This window comes from Amycolatopsis sp. NPDC104863 (genome assembly GCF_055582965.1).
Genome location: NZ_JBVJOW010000006.1, coordinates 437,086 through 453,716 on the forward strand (window position 1 = coordinate 437,086; position 16,631 = coordinate 453,716).

The 16,631-nt window shown below is 70.3% G+C and carries 14 protein-coding genes and 2 pseudogenes; 8 read left to right on the forward strand and 8 right to left on the reverse strand.

From position 1 onward, the window contains the following. Window positions 1–7 precede the first annotated feature (7 nt). Window positions 8–940: an RNA polymerase sigma-70 factor gene (locus tag ACZ63J_RS32650; protein WP_465400390.1), complete on the forward strand. Its 933-nt coding sequence runs from the start codon at window positions 8–10 to the stop codon at window positions 938–940. Here the strand turns inward: ACZ63J_RS32650 and ACZ63J_RS32655 are convergent. Both ACZ63J_RS32655 and ACZ63J_RS32660 read right to left on the reverse strand, forming a co-directional pair. After that, a pseudogene (locus ACZ63J_RS32655) lies at window positions 937–1,347 on the reverse strand (aldehyde dehydrogenase family protein). The gene ACZ63J_RS32650 and the pseudogene ACZ63J_RS32655 sit on opposite strands and share 4 nt — an antisense overlap. Further along, window positions 1,278–1,517 (reverse strand): annotated as a pseudogene (locus ACZ63J_RS32660) (aldehyde dehydrogenase family protein); the annotation flags it as partial. The pseudogenes ACZ63J_RS32660 and ACZ63J_RS32655, both read right to left, overlap by 70 nt. A gap of 351 nt (window positions 1,518–1,868) precedes the next feature. On the opposite strand from ACZ63J_RS32660, the gene ACZ63J_RS32665 reads away from it, so the two are divergent. Next, window positions 1,869–3,113, forward strand: a complete 1,245-nt coding sequence (locus ACZ63J_RS32665; RefSeq protein WP_465400391.1) for a COG4705 family protein — start codon at window positions 1,869–1,871, stop codon at window positions 3,111–3,113. A 5-nt stretch (window positions 3,114–3,118) separates the two neighbouring features. On the opposite strand, the gene ACZ63J_RS32670 is transcribed toward ACZ63J_RS32665, so the two are convergent. The 4 genes from ACZ63J_RS32670 to ACZ63J_RS32685 form a co-directional block, all read right to left on the reverse strand. Then, on the reverse strand, window positions 3,119–3,610 hold the full coding sequence (locus ACZ63J_RS32670) for a transglycosylase SLT domain-containing protein (RefSeq protein WP_465400392.1): 492 nt from the start codon (window positions 3,608–3,610) through the stop codon (window positions 3,119–3,121). A 181-nt stretch (window positions 3,611–3,791) separates the two neighbouring features. Continuing rightward, window positions 3,792–4,838: an ABC transporter substrate-binding protein gene (locus ACZ63J_RS32675; protein ID WP_465400393.1), complete on the reverse strand. Its 1,047-nt coding sequence runs from the start codon at window positions 4,836–4,838 to the stop codon at window positions 3,792–3,794. 26 nt (window positions 4,839–4,864) lie between these two features. Then, on the reverse strand, window positions 4,865–5,731 hold the full coding sequence (locus ACZ63J_RS32680; protein ID WP_465400394.1) for an ABC transporter permease: 867 nt from the start codon (window positions 5,729–5,731) through the stop codon (window positions 4,865–4,867). Beyond that, a complete protein-coding gene (locus ACZ63J_RS32685) occupies window positions 5,728–6,546 on the reverse strand; it encodes an ABC transporter ATP-binding protein (protein WP_465400395.1) in 819 nt (272 codons plus the stop codon). The genes ACZ63J_RS32680 and ACZ63J_RS32685 overlap by 4 nt, the downstream gene beginning before the upstream one ends. Window positions 6,547–6,716: 170 nt before the next feature. On the opposite strand from ACZ63J_RS32685, the gene ACZ63J_RS32690 reads away from it, so the two are divergent. The 3 genes from ACZ63J_RS32690 (at window position 6,717) to ACZ63J_RS32700 (ending at window position 10,724) form a co-directional block, all read left to right on the forward strand. Beyond that, window positions 6,717–8,288 carry an ATP-binding protein gene (locus ACZ63J_RS32690; protein WP_465400396.1) on the forward strand — a complete coding sequence of 524 codons (1,572 nt, stop codon included), beginning with the start codon at window positions 6,717–6,719 and terminating at the stop codon, window positions 8,286–8,288. Continuing rightward, window positions 8,285–8,959, forward strand: coding sequence for a response regulator (locus ACZ63J_RS32695; RefSeq protein ID WP_465400397.1), 675 nt, complete (start codon window positions 8,285–8,287; stop codon window positions 8,957–8,959). Before ACZ63J_RS32690 ends, ACZ63J_RS32695 begins: the two co-directional genes overlap by 4 nt. Before the next feature lie 442 nt (window positions 8,960–9,401). Beyond that, a complete protein-coding gene (locus ACZ63J_RS32700) occupies window positions 9,402–10,724 on the forward strand; it encodes a hypothetical protein (RefSeq protein ID WP_465400398.1) in 1,323 nt (440 codons plus the stop codon). A 158-nt stretch (window positions 10,725–10,882) separates the two neighbouring features. Here ACZ63J_RS32700 and ACZ63J_RS32705 read toward each other — a convergent pair whose 3' ends face one another. Beyond that, complete coding sequence (locus ACZ63J_RS32705; RefSeq protein WP_465400399.1) at window positions 10,883–11,476, reverse strand: DUF3558 family protein; 594 nt, start codon at window positions 11,474–11,476, stop codon at window positions 10,883–10,885. Between the two features lie 473 nt (window positions 11,477–11,949). Next, window positions 11,950–13,056 (reverse strand): DUF6348 family protein, encoded by a 1,107-nt coding sequence (locus tag ACZ63J_RS32710; RefSeq protein ID WP_465400400.1) that lies wholly within the window; start codon window positions 13,054–13,056, stop codon window positions 11,950–11,952. A gap of 500 nt (window positions 13,057–13,556) precedes the next feature. On the opposite strand from ACZ63J_RS32710, the gene ACZ63J_RS32715 reads away from it, so the two are divergent. The 3 genes from ACZ63J_RS32715 (at window position 13,557) to ACZ63J_RS32725 (ending at window position 16,610) form a co-directional block, all read left to right on the forward strand. Beyond that, window positions 13,557–13,871 (forward strand): hypothetical protein, encoded by a 315-nt coding sequence (locus ACZ63J_RS32715; protein WP_465400401.1) that lies wholly within the window; start codon window positions 13,557–13,559, stop codon window positions 13,869–13,871. Between the two features lie 412 nt (window positions 13,872–14,283). Continuing rightward, window positions 14,284–15,543 (forward strand): esterase/lipase family protein, encoded by a 1,260-nt coding sequence (locus tag ACZ63J_RS32720; RefSeq protein WP_465400402.1) that lies wholly within the window; start codon window positions 14,284–14,286, stop codon window positions 15,541–15,543. Window positions 15,544–15,554: 11 nt separating this feature from the next. Then, a complete protein-coding gene (locus ACZ63J_RS32725; RefSeq protein WP_465400403.1) occupies window positions 15,555–16,610 on the forward strand; it encodes an alpha/beta fold hydrolase in 1,056 nt (351 codons plus the stop codon). The last annotated feature ends 21 nt before the right edge of the window (window positions 16,611–16,631 follow it).

The following is a 16,631-nucleotide window of genomic DNA, read 5'->3' on the forward strand; positions in this document are numbered from 1 at the left end:
AGCCGACGTGAGCAAGGTCGAGGAGTTCGAGCAGCTGCGGCCGCTGCTGTTCTCGATCGCCTACCGGATTCTGGGCAGCGTGGGCGAGGCCGAGGACGCGGTCCAGGAAACCTGGCTGCGCTTCGACGGCTCGGCGACCCGGCCCACGTCGGCCAAGGCCTTCCTGTCCGCAACGGTCACGCGGATCTCGATCGACGTGCTGCGCTCGGCGCGGGTGCGGCGGGAGGAGTACGCCGGGCCGTGGCTGCCCGAGCCGCTGCTCACCGATCCCTATCAGGATCCGGCACGCTCGGCGGAACTGGCCGACTCGGTGTCGATGGCGGCATTGCTGCTGCTGGAGCGGCTCAGCCCGCTGGAGCGGTCGGTGTTCGTGCTGCGGGAGGTGTTCGGCTTCGGCTTCGACGAGGTCGCCGCGGCGGTGGAACGGTCGGAGGCGGCGTGCCGGCAGCTGCTGGTGCGGGCCCGGCGGCACATGCAGGCCGGACGGCCGCGGTTCGAAGCGGACCGCCGGGAGCGGCAGGAGCTGGCGGCGCGCTTCTTCGACGCCCTCCGCGAAGGCGATGTCGCCCGCCTGCAGGATCTGCTCGCCGCCGACGTGTCGATGGTCGGCGACGCTGGCGGCAAGGCCCCGCAGCTGGCCAGGGCCGTCATCGGAGCCGGGAACGCGGCCCGGCTGCTCGCCTCCGTCGTCCCCCGGCTGACCGAGGTCGACGTGACCTTCGAGCCGCACGAAGTCAACGGCCAGCCCGGAGCGATCTTCGGCGACCGGGACGGGAAGGTGCTCCTGATCTTGGCCCTCGAGGTGCGCGACGGGCAGATCCAGACCATCCGCTCGGTGCTCAACCCCGACAAGCTCGGCCACCTCGGGCCGGTCGCCGACGCCTGGGCGGTCGAGCGTGCGGTGAAGCAGGTCCGCCGGAAGTCCTCCGCCGGCGGCTAGGACCAGGCACTCATGACGTGCTTGACGCGGGTGTAGTCCTCCAGGCCGTACAGCGAAAGGTCCTTGCCGTAGCCGGAATGCCTGAAGCCGCCGTGCGGCATCTCGGCGACGAACGGCAGGTGGGGTGTTCAACCACACCACCCCGAAGTCGAGCTTCGCCGCCTCCGCAGGGCCGTCGCGTGGTCGCGGGTCCATACCGAGGACGCCAGGCCGAACTCGACGTCGTTCGCGAGCCGGGTCGCCTCGGCTTCGCCGTCGAACGGCTGGACGCCGATGACCGGGCCGAAGATCTCCTCCTGGACCGCCTCGTGTCGGCGCACTCCACCTCGGTCAGCTCGCGGGCGCGGGCTTCCACGGCGTCGGCGAGGTCCAGCAGCGCCCGCTGCCGCGTCGCCGGTGTGCTCCACCGCCAGGTCTCGAACACTCTCGCGGCCGCGTCGAAAGCGGCGGCGACGTCGGCGGGGCCGGACAGCGGCGCGGTCTCGGTGGCGGGGTCCACGATGGACAGTTCGCGGCCGTCGGCGGCGTCGGCGGGCACGCCGTCGACGAGGTTGCGGATCTTGCGCGGCTGGGTCACGGGAAGCCTCTCGAGTCACGGTCCCCTGCACCGGCAGCACCGCGGCGGCATCCGGGACCGCGCCGGGCGGTCGGCGTCGGGCTGCTGCGCGGCCTCGACGACACCCGCAGTGGATTCCGCATCTCGCTGATCGGCTACTGAGCCGTCGAACTCCCGGCGGCGTTGCTGCCGGGCAAGCTCGCCGACGTGTGCGCCGGTTCTTCAGCACCCTCTCCGCGGGAGTGATCACCCGATCGTGAACCCCCGTTTTGCCATTCACTCACCCGGCATTCGCGGGGCGTGAACCCGGATCTCGTTACGGTGCGCCGAGTTGCGACACCGTCACCCGCGGGAAGCCGAGATTGCGAGCTCATGACCTCAGTACGGACTGCTTTGCCCGGCCGCACGTTCCTGAACAAGGTGCCGGAGGTCACGCTCTACTTCTGGCTCATCAAGGTGCTGTGCACCACCGTCGGTGAGACAGCCGCCGACTTCCTCAACGTCGACCTGGGCTTCGGGCTGAGCGGGGTGTCGCTCGTCACCGGTGTGCTCCTGCTGGTCGCGCTGGTCTTCCAGTTCCGGGCGACCCGTTACGTCGCCGGGTTGTACTGGCTGACCGTCGCGATCGTGAGCGTCTTCGGCACCCGGGTCACCGACAACCTGACCGACAACGCCGGGCTGCCGCTGGAAGTCAGCACGCTCGTGTTCGGCGTCCTGCTCGCCGGGACGTTCGTGGTCTGGTACGCGTCCGAGAAGACGCTGTCCATCCATTCGATCGTCACCCGCCGCCGGGAGACGTTCTACTGGCTGGCGATCCTGTTCACCTTCGCCCTCGGCACGGCGACCGGCGACCTCATGGCCGAGGTGCTCGGACTGGGCTACCTCGTGACCGGAGCCATCGTCGTCGCGCTGGTTGCCGTCACCGCGCTTGCCTGGCGCTTCGGCCTGCACCCGGTGCTCGCGTTCTGGTTCATCTACGTCCTGACCCGGCCGCTCGGCGCGTCGCTCGGCGACTACCTCTCCCAGCCCGCGAGCCAGGGCGGGCTGGGCCTGGGCTCGACGGTGACGAGCCTGATCTTCGTCGCCGCGATCGTCGTCACGGTCGTGTACCTGTCGGCCACGAAGGCCGACGTCATCCCCGGAGGGGCCACCACGCCCGTCGAAGAACCGGTCCGGGGCGGGGTGTGGCAGACAGCCGTGTTCCTCGCGGTGATCCTCGTCGCCGGCGGCGTCGGGTACACCCTGCGCACCTCGGCGCTGCAAGCCGACACGTCGACGCAGGTGCCGGCCGCCCTGCCGCCGGCGCCCGGCGGCGGCCCGGCGCAGCCGGTGCCCGTCCACACCTCACCGCTCGGTGACCTGTCGGTCTTCCGCGGCATCACCCAGGACACCCTCACCCTGCTGAACGGCGGTGACCAGGCGGGGGCGACGAGCCACGTCGACGAGCTCGAGCTCCAGTGGGACAACGCCGAAGCCCGGTTGAAGCCCAAGAACAAGGCCGAGTGGACGAAGGTCGACGGCAAGATCGACAAGGTCCTGCGCGAGCTCCGGGCGGCGAGCCCCGACCAGGCCGGGGAAAAGACCGCGCTCACCGCGCTGCTCACCACCCTCGGCTGAGCTCTTCAGGGCTTTCCGACCGCCGCGCCCGCTTTCGCCCAGTTCGCGCGCAGGTCCGTCAGGTAGGTCCGGACCTGCGCGCCGGGCTTGGTGCCGCGAGCGAACGCCTTCATGTTCCCCGGCCCGGCGTTGTAGCCCAGCGCGAGCAGTTCGTCGGTCGTGTACTGGTTGTCGTGCTTCGCGGGCAGCTGGGCGGCCAGGTCGTGCAGGTACCAGGCTTCGGCCTGGATGGCGAGGTCCGGATCGTCGGGCAGCTCCTGCCACTGCCGGGCCGCGAACGGCCGCCCGCGGCGGGTCTGGTCGTAGGTGGCGCGGTGCATGTTCGCCACTCCGAAAGCCGCGTCCGGCTTGAGGTTCTGCCAGGCGCGCTCGAGCTGCGGGTCGTGCGGTTTGTACGACTCGTTGTAGAGGATGGCCAGCACCAGCTGCGGATCGACGCCCGCTTCCCCGGCCCGGGCGACGACCTGGGGCGCGAACTTCGCCGGATCGGGGTTCACGGCGGAGTCCTGGGCGGACGGGCTCGTGGCGGGCGTCGGGCCGGCCGACGGCGCGGGAGGCCCGGCCACCGGGGCCGGCGAGCATCCGGCGGTGGCCAGCGCCAGAGCGCATGCGGCCGCGAGAAGTCGATACGGCCGCATACGTCCTGCCTTTCCTCGGTCTTCCGCCCACTCTAGGCCGTCAGCCGGCGCTCTTGTTCGCCTGCAGCGCGAACTCGGTGGTGAACGTCTTGGCGAGGTCGACGTTGTGCCCCTTGACGTTGGGGTCGAACGCGGACAGGACGTTCAGCACAGTCTGCGGGCCGCCCTCGGGCATGACGCCGTCCGGGGTGTAGATGCCCTTCTCGTCGGCCAGGGCCTTGACGTAGGCGGCGCGGCCGACGCCGGTGTAGTACTCCGGCGGCATCTTGTCGGTGACCTGGTCGGCGCTGCTCTTGGCGATGAACTTCATCGTCTTGACGAACGCGTTGGCCAGCTTCTGCACGACGTCCTTGTGGGCGTCCACATAGGACGTCTGCATGTACAGCGCCGAAGCCGGGTAGACGCCGCCCAGTGCCTGGCTCGCGCCCGCCGCCGTGCGCATGTCGATGAGGACCTTCGCCTGCCCGGTGTTCAGCAGCGCGGAGATCGTCGGCTCGGTGGTCATGCCGCAGTCGATGGACTTGTGCTGCATCGCCGCGATGAACGTGTTGCCCGCCTCGACCGCGACCGAATGGACGTCCGCGGCCTGCAACCCGTTGCGCACGGCCAGGTACTTGGTGAGGAAGTTCGTCGACGAGCCGAGCCCGGTCACCCCGAGGTTGCGGCCCTTCCAGTCCGCCGGCGAATGGATCTGGTCCGCGACGTCGGTGCGGCACAGCACGACCTCGCCGGGCACCTGCAGCAGCTGCACCACCGACTCGGCCGACTTGCGCTTGCCCTGCAGGTCGATCGTGTGGTCGTAGAACCCGACGACGCCGTCGACCTGGCCGGCGAGCATCGCGGTTTCGGCGTCGACGCCGGCGGGTTCGTCGGAGAGCTGGACGTCCAGGCCCTGCTCCTTGAAGTACCCGAGCCGTTCGGTGAGCTTCGCCGGCAGGTAGATCTGCTTGTTGGCGCCGCCGACCATCAGCTTGACCACCGTCTGGCCCTGCGCGTTCGACGGCGCGGTCGCCGGGGTGGACGAGCCGCCGCAGCCGGCGAGGACCAGGCACGAGACCGCCAGCGCGGACGTGACGAGCAGTTTCATGGAAGAACTCCTTCGTTCCAGGGGGTTCACAGGTCCGCGCCGGTCGAGGTGACGGGCGGGCGCCAGGCGAGCAGCTTCCTTTCCAGCAGCCCGATGAAGCCTTCGGTGATCAGGGCGACGGCGGCGATGATGACCATCGCGGCGAAGACGCCGTTCGGGTTGAAACTGCCCTGCGCCTGCTGGATGAGCAGGCCCAGGCCGCGCTGGGCCCCCAGGAACTCCCCGACGATCGCGCCGATCAGCGCGAAGCCGAAGCTGATGTGCATGCTGGCGATGATCCAGGTGAACGCCGAAGGCAGGACGACCTGGCGGGTGACCTGGCCGCGGGACGCGCCGAGGATCCGGGCGTTGGCCATGTAGCTGCGGTCGACCTCGCGGGTGCCCTGGTAGGCGTTGAAGAACACGGCGAAGAACACCAGCACGACCGCGAGGGCCACTTTGGACTCGATGCCCAGCCCCAGCCAGACCAGGAAGATCGAGCCGAGCACGATCCGCGGGATCGAGTTCATGATCTTGATGTAGGGCCCGAAGATCTGCGACAGCAGCCGGACCCGGCCGAACGCCACCCCGCACGTGACGCCGAGGACGAGCCCGATCCCGAAGCCGAGGAACGCCTCTTCGAGCGTGACGCCGATCTGTTCCCAGATCGAGCCGGCGTCCGTCCCGTGCTGGAACCACTCCCCCAGCTGGCGCACGATGGCGCTGGGCTGGCCGAAGAAGAACGGGTCGAGGACGTTCAAGTCCGTGGCCAGCTCCCAGGCGCCGAGGAAGACGACCGCGACGGCGACCCGCGCGACGTTCACCAGGACTTGACGTCGCCGCGCCCGGGTCCTGGCGGTGGTTTCCTCGAGCGCACCGGCCGTCTCCTCCGGCGCGGCGATCCGCGCCGTCACGACGCGGCCTGCGTGGTCGTGCGGGCGTAGGCGAGCTGGACCTCGTCGCGCAACGACGTCCAGATCTGCCGGTACAGCTCGACGAACCGCGGCTGGAACCGGATCTCCTGCACCGTGCGCGGCCGCGGGAGGTCGATCTCGTAGACGGCCTTCACGCGGCCGGGCCCGGCGGTGAGCACGACGACCTTGTCCGCCAGTGCGATGGCCTCTTCGAGGTCGTGCGTCACGAAGATGACCGTCGGGCGGGTCAGCTGCCACAGCTGCAGCAGCTCGTCGGACATGATCGAGCGGGTCTGGACGTCGAGCGCGCTGAACGGCTCGTCCATCAGCAGGATCCCGGGCTCGTTGATCAGCGACTGGGCCAGCGCGACGCGCTTGCGCATGCCGCCCGAGAGCTGGTGCGGGTAGTGGCCTTCGAAGCCGGACAGCCCGACCCGCCGCAGCCAGTCGCGGGCGCGGTCCCGGACGTCGCGCTTGTCACCACCGCGCCACAGCGGCCCGGCGGAGACGTTGCCCAGCACGGTCTTCCACGGCAGCACGGCGTCGTTCTGGAAGACGAACCCGACCTTCGGGTCGATTCCGGTCACTTCGCCGCCGTCCACCAGCACCTGCCCGGTGGACGCGCGTTCGAGGCCGGAGACGAGCGTCAGCGTGGTCGACTTCCCGCACCCGGTCGGGCCGACGACCGCGCAGAACTCGCCGGCGCCGATCTCGAGGTCGAGGTCGGCCAGCGCGGTGTACATCCGCCCGGACGGCGTCGCGAACCGCTTCGTGACGTTCCGCAGCCGGATCGCCGTCGGAGTTGAGGTGTCCATGGGCCGGGGACCCTAGGTCCGCCTCGCGGCCCGGCGACAGCGTTGTGCGGCTTTGGCCGGTTACCCGCGTATCCGCAGGTTTTGCGCGTTCTGCCAGCCCGGTTTCCCTCGCGTTAGCACGCGGTGGAGGACACTCCCGGGATCGTCGGCGAAGACGCGAGGAGGCCGCTGTGCGCCATCCCAGGGCACTCTCGTCGTTGATCCTCGGGTACGTGCTCGCGATCCTGGTCGTGACCATGGTGCTCGGTTTCGCGCTCTACACGCAGGTCACGCGCGACCTGCTGGACCGCTACAGCGAACGGCAGGCCCTGTCGGTGGCCGAAGCGGTCGCCGCCGACCCGGCCGTCCGCGCCGGGATCGCCGCCGGGGACCGGACGGGCGCCGTCCAGCGGGTCGCCGAGGACGTCCGGACCGCGACCGGCGCCGCCTACGTCGTGGTGATCGACCGCGACGGGATCCGGCACTCCCACCCGAACCCCGCGCTCGTCGGACGGCGGATCGAAGAGCCGGTGATCGCCCTCGACGGGCGGAGCCACGTGGGCCTCGACGCCGGCAGCCTCGGCGACTCGGCCAACGGCAAGGCGCCGTTGCGCGCACCGGACGGCACCCTGGCCGGCGAGGTTTCGATGGGAATCCTGGAAACCGATGTCTCCCAGCACTTCTGGGCCGAGGTGCCGACCCTGCTGCGCTACACCGGCGCGGCGCTGCTGGCCGGGACACTGATCGCGCTCGTGCTCGCCCGGCGGCTCAAGCGGATGACGTTCGGGCTGGAGCTGCACGAACTGGCGTCGCTGCTGCAGGAGCGGGAAGCCACGCTGCACGGCATCCGGGAAGGGGTCGTGGCCTTCGACCGGCAAGGCCGGCTCACCATGGTCAACGACGAGGCCCGGCGGCTGCTGCGCTGGCGGAGCGCGGAGCTGGGCCGGACCCTCGACGAGGTCGTGCCGGAGGGCCGTCTGCGTGAGGTGCTCGGCGGCGACGGGATCGATCAGATCGTGCTGACCGACGAGCACCTCCTGGTGGCCAACCGGATGCCGGTGCGGGTGCGCGGGCGCGACGTCGGCTCGGTGGTGACCCTGCGGGACCGCACCGAGCTGGAAGCCCTGCTGCGCGAGCTGGACAGCGTCACCGGGCTCACCGACGCGCTGCGCGCGCAGCAGCACGAGTTCTCCAACCGGCTGCACGTCCTGTCGGTGCTCGTCGGGATGGGCGACCAGGAGGAGGCGATGGCCTACCTCGACGAGATCTCCGCGGGCAGCACCGGGCAGGCCGAAGAGCTGCGCTCCCGCATCGCGCCCGCGTCGCTGGCCGCGCTGCTGCTGGCCAAGATCACCATCGCGGCCGAGCGGGACGTCCGGCTGACCGTGTCCGAGGATTCGCGGCTCGACCAGCCGGCGCCGGACGCGCTGCTCACGATCGTCGGCAACCTCGTCGACAACGCCCTCGACGCCGTGGCCGACACGCCCGCGCCGCGGGAGGTCGTGGTGCGGCTGGCCCACGACGACGGCGCCATCGCCGTGTCCGTCACCGACAGCGGCCCCGGCGTTCCCACCGAGCTCGTGGACCGGGTCTTCCAGGACGGCTACACGACCAAGCCGCCCCGCAGCGGGCTGCCGCGAGGGTTGGGCCTGGCCCTGGTGCACCGGCTGGTCGTCCGGCTCGGCGGCCGGATCACCGTGGCGCCGGGGCCGGGCGGCGCGTTCGAGGTCCGGCTGCCGGTCCTCGCCTCGGAGGTCCGATGATCCGGACCCTGGTGGTGGACGACGACTACCGGATCGCCCAGGTGCACGCGACGGGCGTCGGCCGCGTCGACGGCTTCGTCGCGGCCGGTGAGGCGCATTCGCTGGCCGAGGCGCGGACGCTGGTCCGGACGCTCCGGCCGGACCTCCTGTTGCTTGACCTGTACCTGCCCGACGGACATGGACTCGAGCTGATGCGCTCCCTGCACGAGACCGTGCCGCGGCCCGACTTCATCGTCATCACCGCCGCGCAGGACATCGACAGCGTCCGGCGGGCCATGCAGCTGGGCGCCGTCTACTACCTGGTCAAGCCGTTCGGGTTCGCGCAGCTGCGCGAACAGCTCGCCGCGTACGGCCGGCTGCGCGAAAGCCTCGACGGGCTCGACGTCGCGAACCAGGAAACGGTCGACGCGCTCTACGGCCTCCTGCGCGGCCCGGCCGGGCACCAGGCCGGCCGGCGGCGGCTGCCCGCGACCATGGCCCAGGTCCTGGAGCAGGTCCGGACCGCACCGCGCGCGCTGTCCGCGACCGAGGTGGCCGAGCAGCTCGGCGTCAGCCGCGCCACGGCGCAGCGGTACCTGGCCGACCTCGTGCGCCGCGGCCTGCTGGACCTCAGCCTGAACTACGGCACCGCGGGCCGTCCCGAGCACCGGTACCACGTGCCCCGGCGGTGATCACACCATGAGCGGCCGGCGCGCCGGGCGGACGCGGCGCCACGCGATCACCAGGAACACGATCAGCCCCGCGAACGGCAGCGAGCCGACCAGCCAGCTGCGGCCCCGGCTGATCGAGGACGGTGATGTCCGGGAGATGCCCTTCGCAGCCGGGACCGCGCGATCGGGACCAGCGGGCTGGGGCCGGCGATAGCCCGGCTACCACGCCGCGGGACGTGACCGGCGGTCTGTCGACAGACTGTCGGCTCGGCAAATTCGGCCGAGCCAAGCCAAATTCGCTTTTCGAGTGCGCTAACCTCGCATTAACCTTGAGTTTGGTATATGCCGCAGATAGCGACCATTAACACGATTGGCACGCTCTCGACAAATCCAAACAATTCTGAACCACTCAGGATGATCTGCCGTGTGCCGTGGTGAGGTGGCGACCTGAAAGGAGGGGCTGATGCCCCACTTGCGTACCGCCGGACGACACCGCAAGCCGGCGACGATCGGACTCGTCGCCCTGCTGGGCGTCGCGGGGGCGACCGCCACCGCGATCGCCCTCAGCAGCCCGGCGAGCAACGCGGCCACCGGGAGCTGCACCGGGCTGGATACCGCGTTGCAGAACAATCTCGGCTTCATCGCGAGCCAGCAGAAGGCTCCGGACGCACAGTCACCGGCTCGCATCGCCAACCGCCAGGCCGTGGTCGACCAGATCCAGCAGCGGCGCCAGGACGCCGGTTGCCCAGGGAAAGTCGCGGCCAGCAAGGCGGCAGTCGACTGCGCCGCGGTCGCCGACAGCGCGGCCGTGACCGACATGAACGGCATGGCGGACCAGCAGAGCACAGCCGGTAAGAGCGGGATGGCCGACCAGAACGGCGCAGCACAGCAGGGGAACAATTCTCAGAACGGTGCGCACAAGAAGGGTGCCGCGCACAAGAACATGGCCGGCCAGAAGGGCCAGGCGGCAAACCGGAACGGCATGGACGTTCAACAGGGCGGAGCGGACCAGTCCGGTGGCGCCGGACAAGACGCAGCGGCCGCCCAGGCTTGCGGGGTCGTTCAGCAGTGCCTGGCCCAGCAGGCCGCAGCCGTCGATGCCGGCGGCCAAAACGGCATGGCCGACCAACAGAGCACGGCGGGTCAAGACCAGACCGTGGATCAGAACAGCGCTCGGAACGGGATGGCCGGCACAGCCGACCCGAACGCGGCCGGCGGGCAAGCCACGGCCACCCAGGACGCGGCCGCCGGCCAGGCCTGCGCCGCCCTTCTGAACTGCGTCGCGCAGGCGGATTCGAACGCGGCCGCGGACCAGCAGGGCATGACCACCGGCATGAACGGGGCCACCAAACAGCAAAGTATGGCCAACGGCATGGACAGCGGGACCACCGAGCAGAAAGGCCTGGCGAAGAACGGCGCCGGCCAGCAAGCCGCAGCCGTCGCGGCGGACTGCGTCGCAGCAGCCGACGGCGGTCAGGCCACCGGCACCCAAGCCACCGGCACCCAGGCAGCGGACAGCCAGGACTCGGCAGGGGCCGGCAGTACGGTCTGCCCGGGCTCGACCGTCACCCTTTCCGGCGAGGCAGGTTCGCCTGCCGCGTCGAGCAACCAGTTCCCGGTCGGCACGATGCTGAAGGTCACGAACCTGGACAACGCCAAATCCATCACGGTCCCCGTGACCGCGACCTCCGGCAGCTGCGCGCTGCTCAACGATTCGGCTTTCAACCAGATTCACCAGCCGGGCAAACAGCTCATCCGCAACGCGAAGATCCAGAAGGTCGGCTGACTCGTGCGGCTTCCGGCGTGCGGGCTGCGCCGGAAGCCGCACACCCCAGCCGCGTGGCACCCGCTTGACACCGGAGCTGCTTGAGATCAGCGGTCTCGACTCGAGGCTCACTACGTGACGCGTAGTGGGGTGGCCAGCGGTTCGTCGGCGGGAATCGGCTACGCAGTCAGGTTGGCGACGGTGAGCGCGGCGATCTTCTGCGCGGCACCGCAAGGGTCGTGCTGCCACGGACCCGCTTCGGGCTGGTCGGCAGTGGCGGCGTTGATGTAGGCGAGGGTGCTGTTGTCGGCGGCGAGTGCGAGGGTGCAGCCGCGCGGCCCGTCGGCCTGTTTGCTGGGGACGTTCTCGTCGATGGAGACGATGACCGCCGGGTAGATGGTCTCGACGGTGATCGGCTCCCAGTGGTTACCGGTGTCGTGGCCCAAGGCGTGCTCTTGATACAAGATCTGCAGGCTGTCGCCGCGGTTCGAGGTGCTGACATTGGCGACGGCACCGAACTTTGTGACACACCGGTTCCCGTCGCGGCTGCGATCACCGCCGGTGAAACCGAGGGCGGTGAGCTGCTCGACGGTGACCGCGGCGCACGGATCAGCGCGGAACCGGCCGGCCCCGCTCATCCCGACCCCGGGGATCGGCGGGACCGACACCGACGGCTCAGCCGGATTCGGCGGGCGGCTGGATGAGCAGCCGGCACTCAGCCCCGAAATCAAGAGGGCGGCGATGACGGCGCAGAGGGTGCGGCGTTCGGTCATGAGTGGGTGGCTCCGGGTTCACTTGCCAGCGGGCCGGGTCGTCGATGACGCTTGTGCTGTCGCCGACGTCAGGCAACTTGGCGAAGGTGGCTTCGATGATGGACAGCTGAAGGCGGTTCCCGATCTGCTTGCCGATGTCGGTGGTCGCAGGCTGGTGGCCCCACGCAGGTCAGCTGACAGTCGCGCAGCTCGACACCGCGAGCCACGACGAGGCACGGTGAACGGGTGAGGCCGGTGCCTGGTCTCTGGGTGAGCCGGATCCACAGGACGAACCCGCGGGCCGCTCACACCTGGTGCTCTTGTCTGCCTCGCACGCCCAGGAAGGACGTTTGCTGTGCTCGCTCCGGATGCACCTTGCGCCAACCACAGCATCGTTCGATCCGACGGTGGCCGGCCTCGATGCCGCATCGGCGCTGACCCGATGGGTCCCGGCTTTGTACCGCGGTCATCCGCGGCAGTCCCGGTACTGGCGATCACCGGCTCAGGCGGCGAAGCAGCGGACGCCGTCGCCGGGCAGTCTGCTCGGTGGGCACCAGCAGGCCGAACAGCCGCATCGTCACCTCGCCCTCCAGCCGGGGCGTGGCGTGGGCGGCCAGCACGGCCTCGCCTGCGGGCCAGGGTGCGTTGTCCAACCGCACTTCGGTGGCCCGCACCTCGCCGTCCTCGGCGAACACGTAGACCCACAGCGTGTGAACCTGCCGGGTGAGGGGCTCGGCGCGCAGCGCTTCCAGCAGCCCCGCCACCGGCGGCCCCGCGTCGGGCACCGGCACCCCGGCGGGAAGCACCAGCTGGGTGTTCGAGACGAAGTCGAATCCGCCGCCGGGATGGTCATACCGTTCCCGCTCGACCTGATCGGCGGCGGAACCCGGCTTGAGCAAGCCGTCGAGCAGCGGGTGGAACGCACTCGTGGCGAATTTACGCAGCGCGAGGCCGGTGGCCTCACGCCAGGTGCCACCGTGGCCGGGCAGGCTCACCACGAGGCGGGGGACGGCCAGCGCCGGGTGTGTCACGGCGAAGTCGAACTGGCCCAGCACGAAACCGGGCGGTGCGGGGTGGGCGAGCAGCCGCGCGTCGGCAAGCGTCCGGTGGCCGAGCCGGACGCCGTGATCGCGCAGCATCTCCACGAACGCGGCCGTCGGCGACGGCACACCCCCGTCGCCCTTGCGGACCGGCGGCAGGTCCGCGCTCAACTCCGTCTCGATGAGCACGAGGTTCTCGGGCTTCGAGCCTCGCGCCACGAGCTGGTTGACCCCCTTGGCCTCGGCGCTGTGCAGGGCGATCCGCTTCAGCTCGGCGTCGTCCGCCTGCTCGGCGCGGGCCAACGCCGCCACGAACACCGGCTCGGCCGGCAGGTGCACTCGCCCGCTCGGCGTCCGGATCGTGTCCTTGAAGGCGACCTGTGGCAGCAACCGCCACGCGTACGCCATCGGCAGGAAGAACAGCAGCCGCTCGGCCAGCCAGGGTTCGACCCCGGCGCCGGTCAGCCGGGCCTCGACTTCGTCGTCGCTCGGCGGTTCGTCGCCCGCGCAGAACGCGGCGACTCCGGCCTCGACGGACGCGGCCCAATTCCCTTTGGTCATTTCCATTCCAAAGTCGGTCAAATACGGGTGAAGGACAGCTGGGCGAGAGGGAGGGGCGCACGCAACGTGATCCGCCAACCGTTGGCGCGCACCTCGCGGTACCGGCGTCGCCAGTTCACGGCGGCCACGACCGAAAACACGAGCCCGCTCACGCCGGCGACGGTCCCGATCACCGGCACCCACACCCCGGCCTGGTCCTCGTTGGTCTCGTCCGGAGTCCCGGACGAGGTCAGCGTACCGGTAACCCTTGTCGCCCAGGGGATACGCCACGCGGATCGTGCTCTCGCCGAATCGAGCCTCGCATCCCTCTCCTCGCTGCGGCTACGACGACCCGTGCTCGGTGACGGTGAACTCGCGATACCCACCTGGGCCGGGCTTCCGGTCGCGATGGTCGGGCGCATCGCCGGACCGGGTCGTGTCCGGATCTGCGGCATGATTCGCTTCGAGAACAGTATGTTTCCGGCGTTCGGGTTGCCGCGAAGCCGAGAAGGGGCGAAGTCATGACGGAGTGGTACGGGGTGCGGTGCGTCTTCCGGTGGACCGAAGCTGTCGAACCTTCCTATGAGGAGCGGGTCACGGTGTGGCACGCGGTCGACATCGACTCGGCGCTGGCGCTCGCCGAGACGGAAGCGCGGGAGTACGCGAAGGAAATGGGGGCTGCTTACGTGGGGCTCGCACAGGCCTATGCCACGGGGAACGAGAAGCTGGTGTCCGGCAGCGAGGTGTTTTCGCTGCTGCGTGACAGCGCGTTGCCACCGGAAGAGTACGTGGACCGTTTCTTCGACACCGGCGACGAACACCAGGGCGCTGCCTGACCCGGCCGAGGCGCCGCCACACCGCCGGAAACCCGCGCCATGCTCACGGACGCGCGTCCTACCCTTGCGAGCGCTTCGGCCGGAGCGAGAGCGGGTTCTTGCACGCCCGTGCGGGGAGGGAGCATGAGCGGCTGGATGCCCGTCGTGACGCACCTCCCGGACAGTTGTCGTGCAGGGAGGACACGGTCACGTTCGCGTGTTCGAAGCGGGCACTGCGTGTACGTCGACGCGGCGGCCGCCCCTCACCCGAGGCACCCTGGACCGAACACCTTCGGCGAACCGGTGACCGCACCCCTCGATATGGTGCCCACAACCATGTCCGAGGCGCGCGAGGCGTGGCCGGCGCACATTGCCCCGGCTCGGCCGGTGGCCCATAGTTGCGGAGTTCTCCCGATGTCGTGAGGAGCCCGTCGTGCGCCTGCTCAGCCTGGTGGTCGCTGCCGCCCTCGTCGCCGGTGTGGAGGTCGCCGCGCCGGCCTTGCCGGTTGCCGCCGCCGATCCCGCCTACCTGACCAAGGAGGCGACGTTCGGCACCGTCGCCAACGGGTGGGACAAGGTGGAGCGGTACCGCGACACCACAGCGGGATTCGCCGACGAGCAGTACCCGCCGGACGGACGGGGCAACCAGGACGGGCAGCGGCTGACCTTCTTCGGCGGGGTGGCGCAGCCGTCCTCGTCGCGGTTCCTGCTCTACTCCGCACCCGGCTGGTCGACCGGCGCGAAGGCCACGCCGGTGCTGCTGGTCCACGGCGCCAACGACAACCCCGACCGGGCCTGGGCCAATCCGAACGAATCCGGCGGCTTCGGGTGCGGCTCGGCGACCTGCCCGTCGACCGGGCTGATGCAGTACCTCAGCTCCCGCGGGTACCGGGTGTTCGCCATCGGCTTCGCGCACAAACAGGGCGAGAACCGCCAGCAGGCACAGCAGGTCGGCGACGCGATCGCGCTGATCAAGTCACGGCTGGGCGTGAGCCAGGTCGACCTGGTCGGCTGGAGCAAGGGCGAGATGTCCACCCGGATGTACGTCTCCTCGGTGAAGCCCCCGTGGGGACGGGCCTACGCCGGCGACGTGCGCAAGCTGATCACCCTGGGCGGACCGAACGGTGGCTACGACTACCCGTTCGCGCACGGTTACGCGCACGACCTGTCGATCTGGCCGGAGTGCGGCGTCAACATCAACGCGCCGAGCCCGCACACCAGGATGACGTGTTACGGCAGGTACACCTACCACCCGGAACTGTCGATCACACCCACGGCCGGCTGGGACACCTACCCCGGGCAGCGGCAGATGCTGGCCCGCTTCGACGGCACGTTCGGCGTGGACGGCTCGCAACAGGACTGGTACACGACCTACTACGGCGGCCAGGGTTTCTACACCGACGGGACGGGCATCCAGGCCGCGATCAACGCCGGGTCGATGATCTCCACCATCCAGTCCGCCGGCACCCCGGCCGGCGTCTCGGTGTACCTGCTGGCCGGTGGCTCGCCCACCATCGTCGGCGTGTTCAACGAGAACCGCGGCCCGAGCGACGGCATCGTGTTCGTGACCAGCGCGTTGGACAGCACCGGCATCGGCCACCTCGCCGCGACGGCACTGGTCGGTTCGGTGAACCACTTGCAGCTGGGCTGGGCGTCGGCGTCGATGTCCCAGGTGACCAGCTGGCTGGCGTGAAAGGGACGGCAGTGACCACACTTCTCGACGGAATCACCTCGGCGAAGGTGCCGACCGACCGGCTGACCGCGCACGTGCTGGAGGTGGCGGGCCGCGAGCACGGCGAGCCGGTCGTGTTCGTCCACGGCAACGTCTCGTCTTCTGCCTTCTGGCAGGAGCAGATGCTCGACCTGCCGCCGCGGTACCGCCCGATCGCGGTGGACCTGCGCGGCTTCGGCGGCACCGACCCGTTGCCGGTGGACGCGACGCGGGGCGTGCGCGACTACGCCGACGACGTGGCCGCCACGCTGGCCGCGCTGGGCATCGACGCCGCGCACTTGGTCGGCTGGAGCCTGGGCGGCGGCGTGGTGCTGCAGCTGCTGCGCGAGCACCACGGGCTCGCGCGCACCGTGACACTGGTCAACCCGGTCTCGCCCTACGGCTTCGGCGGCACCAAGGGCGCGGACGGCGAGCCGGTCGACGCGGCGGGCACGGGCTCGGGCGGCGGTGGGGCCAACCCCGACTTCGTCGCCCGGCTCAAGGACGGCGACACCTCGGACGAGTCGCCGTTCTCCCCGCGACAGGTGCTGCTGGCCTTCTACGTCAAACCGCCGTTCCACCCCGCCCGCCTCGACGACTTCGTCGAGTCGATGCTCACCACCCGGGTCGGCGACGACCACTACCCCGGCGACTTCACCACGACCGACGCGTGGCCGGGCGTCGCGCCGGGCACCCGGGGCGTGCTCAACACCCTGGCGCCCGGCAACTTCCGCCTCGACGACCTCGACGCGATCGAGTCCAAGCCCCCGATCCTCTGGGTGCGGGGAGCCGACGACCAGATCGTGTCCGACACCTCCCTGTTCGACCTCGCCCATCTCGGCCGGCTCGGCGCGGTGCCCGGCTGGCCGGGCGAGGACACCCACCCCGCGCAGCCGATGGTCACCCAGACCAGAGCCGTCCTCGACCGCTACGCCGCGGCGGGCGGCCACTACCGCGAGGTGGTCATCGCAGACACCGGGCACAGCCCGCACATCGAGAAGCCGAAGGAGTTCTCGGCGGCACTGCTCGAGGGGTTGGCCAAGGGCTGAAAAGCATCCGACACCGCCGCC

What these genes read in the sequence shown, in the direction of transcription:
- ACZ63J_RS32665 (WP_465400391.1), top strand. Translation starts at nt 1,869, where the DNA reads ATGACCTCAGTACGGACTGCTTTGCCCGGCCGCACGTTCCTGAACAAG.
- ACZ63J_RS32675 (WP_465400393.1), bottom strand. Translation starts at nt 4,838, where the DNA reads ATGAAACTGCTCGTCACGTCCGCGCTGGCGGTCTCGTGCCTGGTCCTC.
- ACZ63J_RS32685 (WP_465400395.1), bottom strand. Translation starts at nt 6,546, where the DNA reads ATGGACACCTCAACTCCGACGGCGATCCGGCTGCGGAACGTCACGAAG.
- ACZ63J_RS32695 (WP_465400397.1), top strand. Translation starts at nt 8,285, where the DNA reads ATGATCCGGACCCTGGTGGTGGACGACGACTACCGGATCGCCCAGGTG.
- ACZ63J_RS32700 (WP_465400398.1), top strand. Translation starts at nt 9,402, where the DNA reads ATGCCCCACTTGCGTACCGCCGGACGACACCGCAAGCCGGCGACGATC.
- ACZ63J_RS32705 (WP_465400399.1), bottom strand. Translation starts at nt 11,476, where the DNA reads ATGACCGAACGCCGCACCCTCTGCGCCGTCATCGCCGCCCTCTTGATT.
- ACZ63J_RS32710 (WP_465400400.1), bottom strand. Translation starts at nt 13,056, where the DNA reads ATGACCAAAGGGAATTGGGCCGCGTCCGTCGAGGCCGGAGTCGCCGCG.
- ACZ63J_RS32715 (WP_465400401.1), top strand. Translation starts at nt 13,557, where the DNA reads ATGACGGAGTGGTACGGGGTGCGGTGCGTCTTCCGGTGGACCGAAGCT.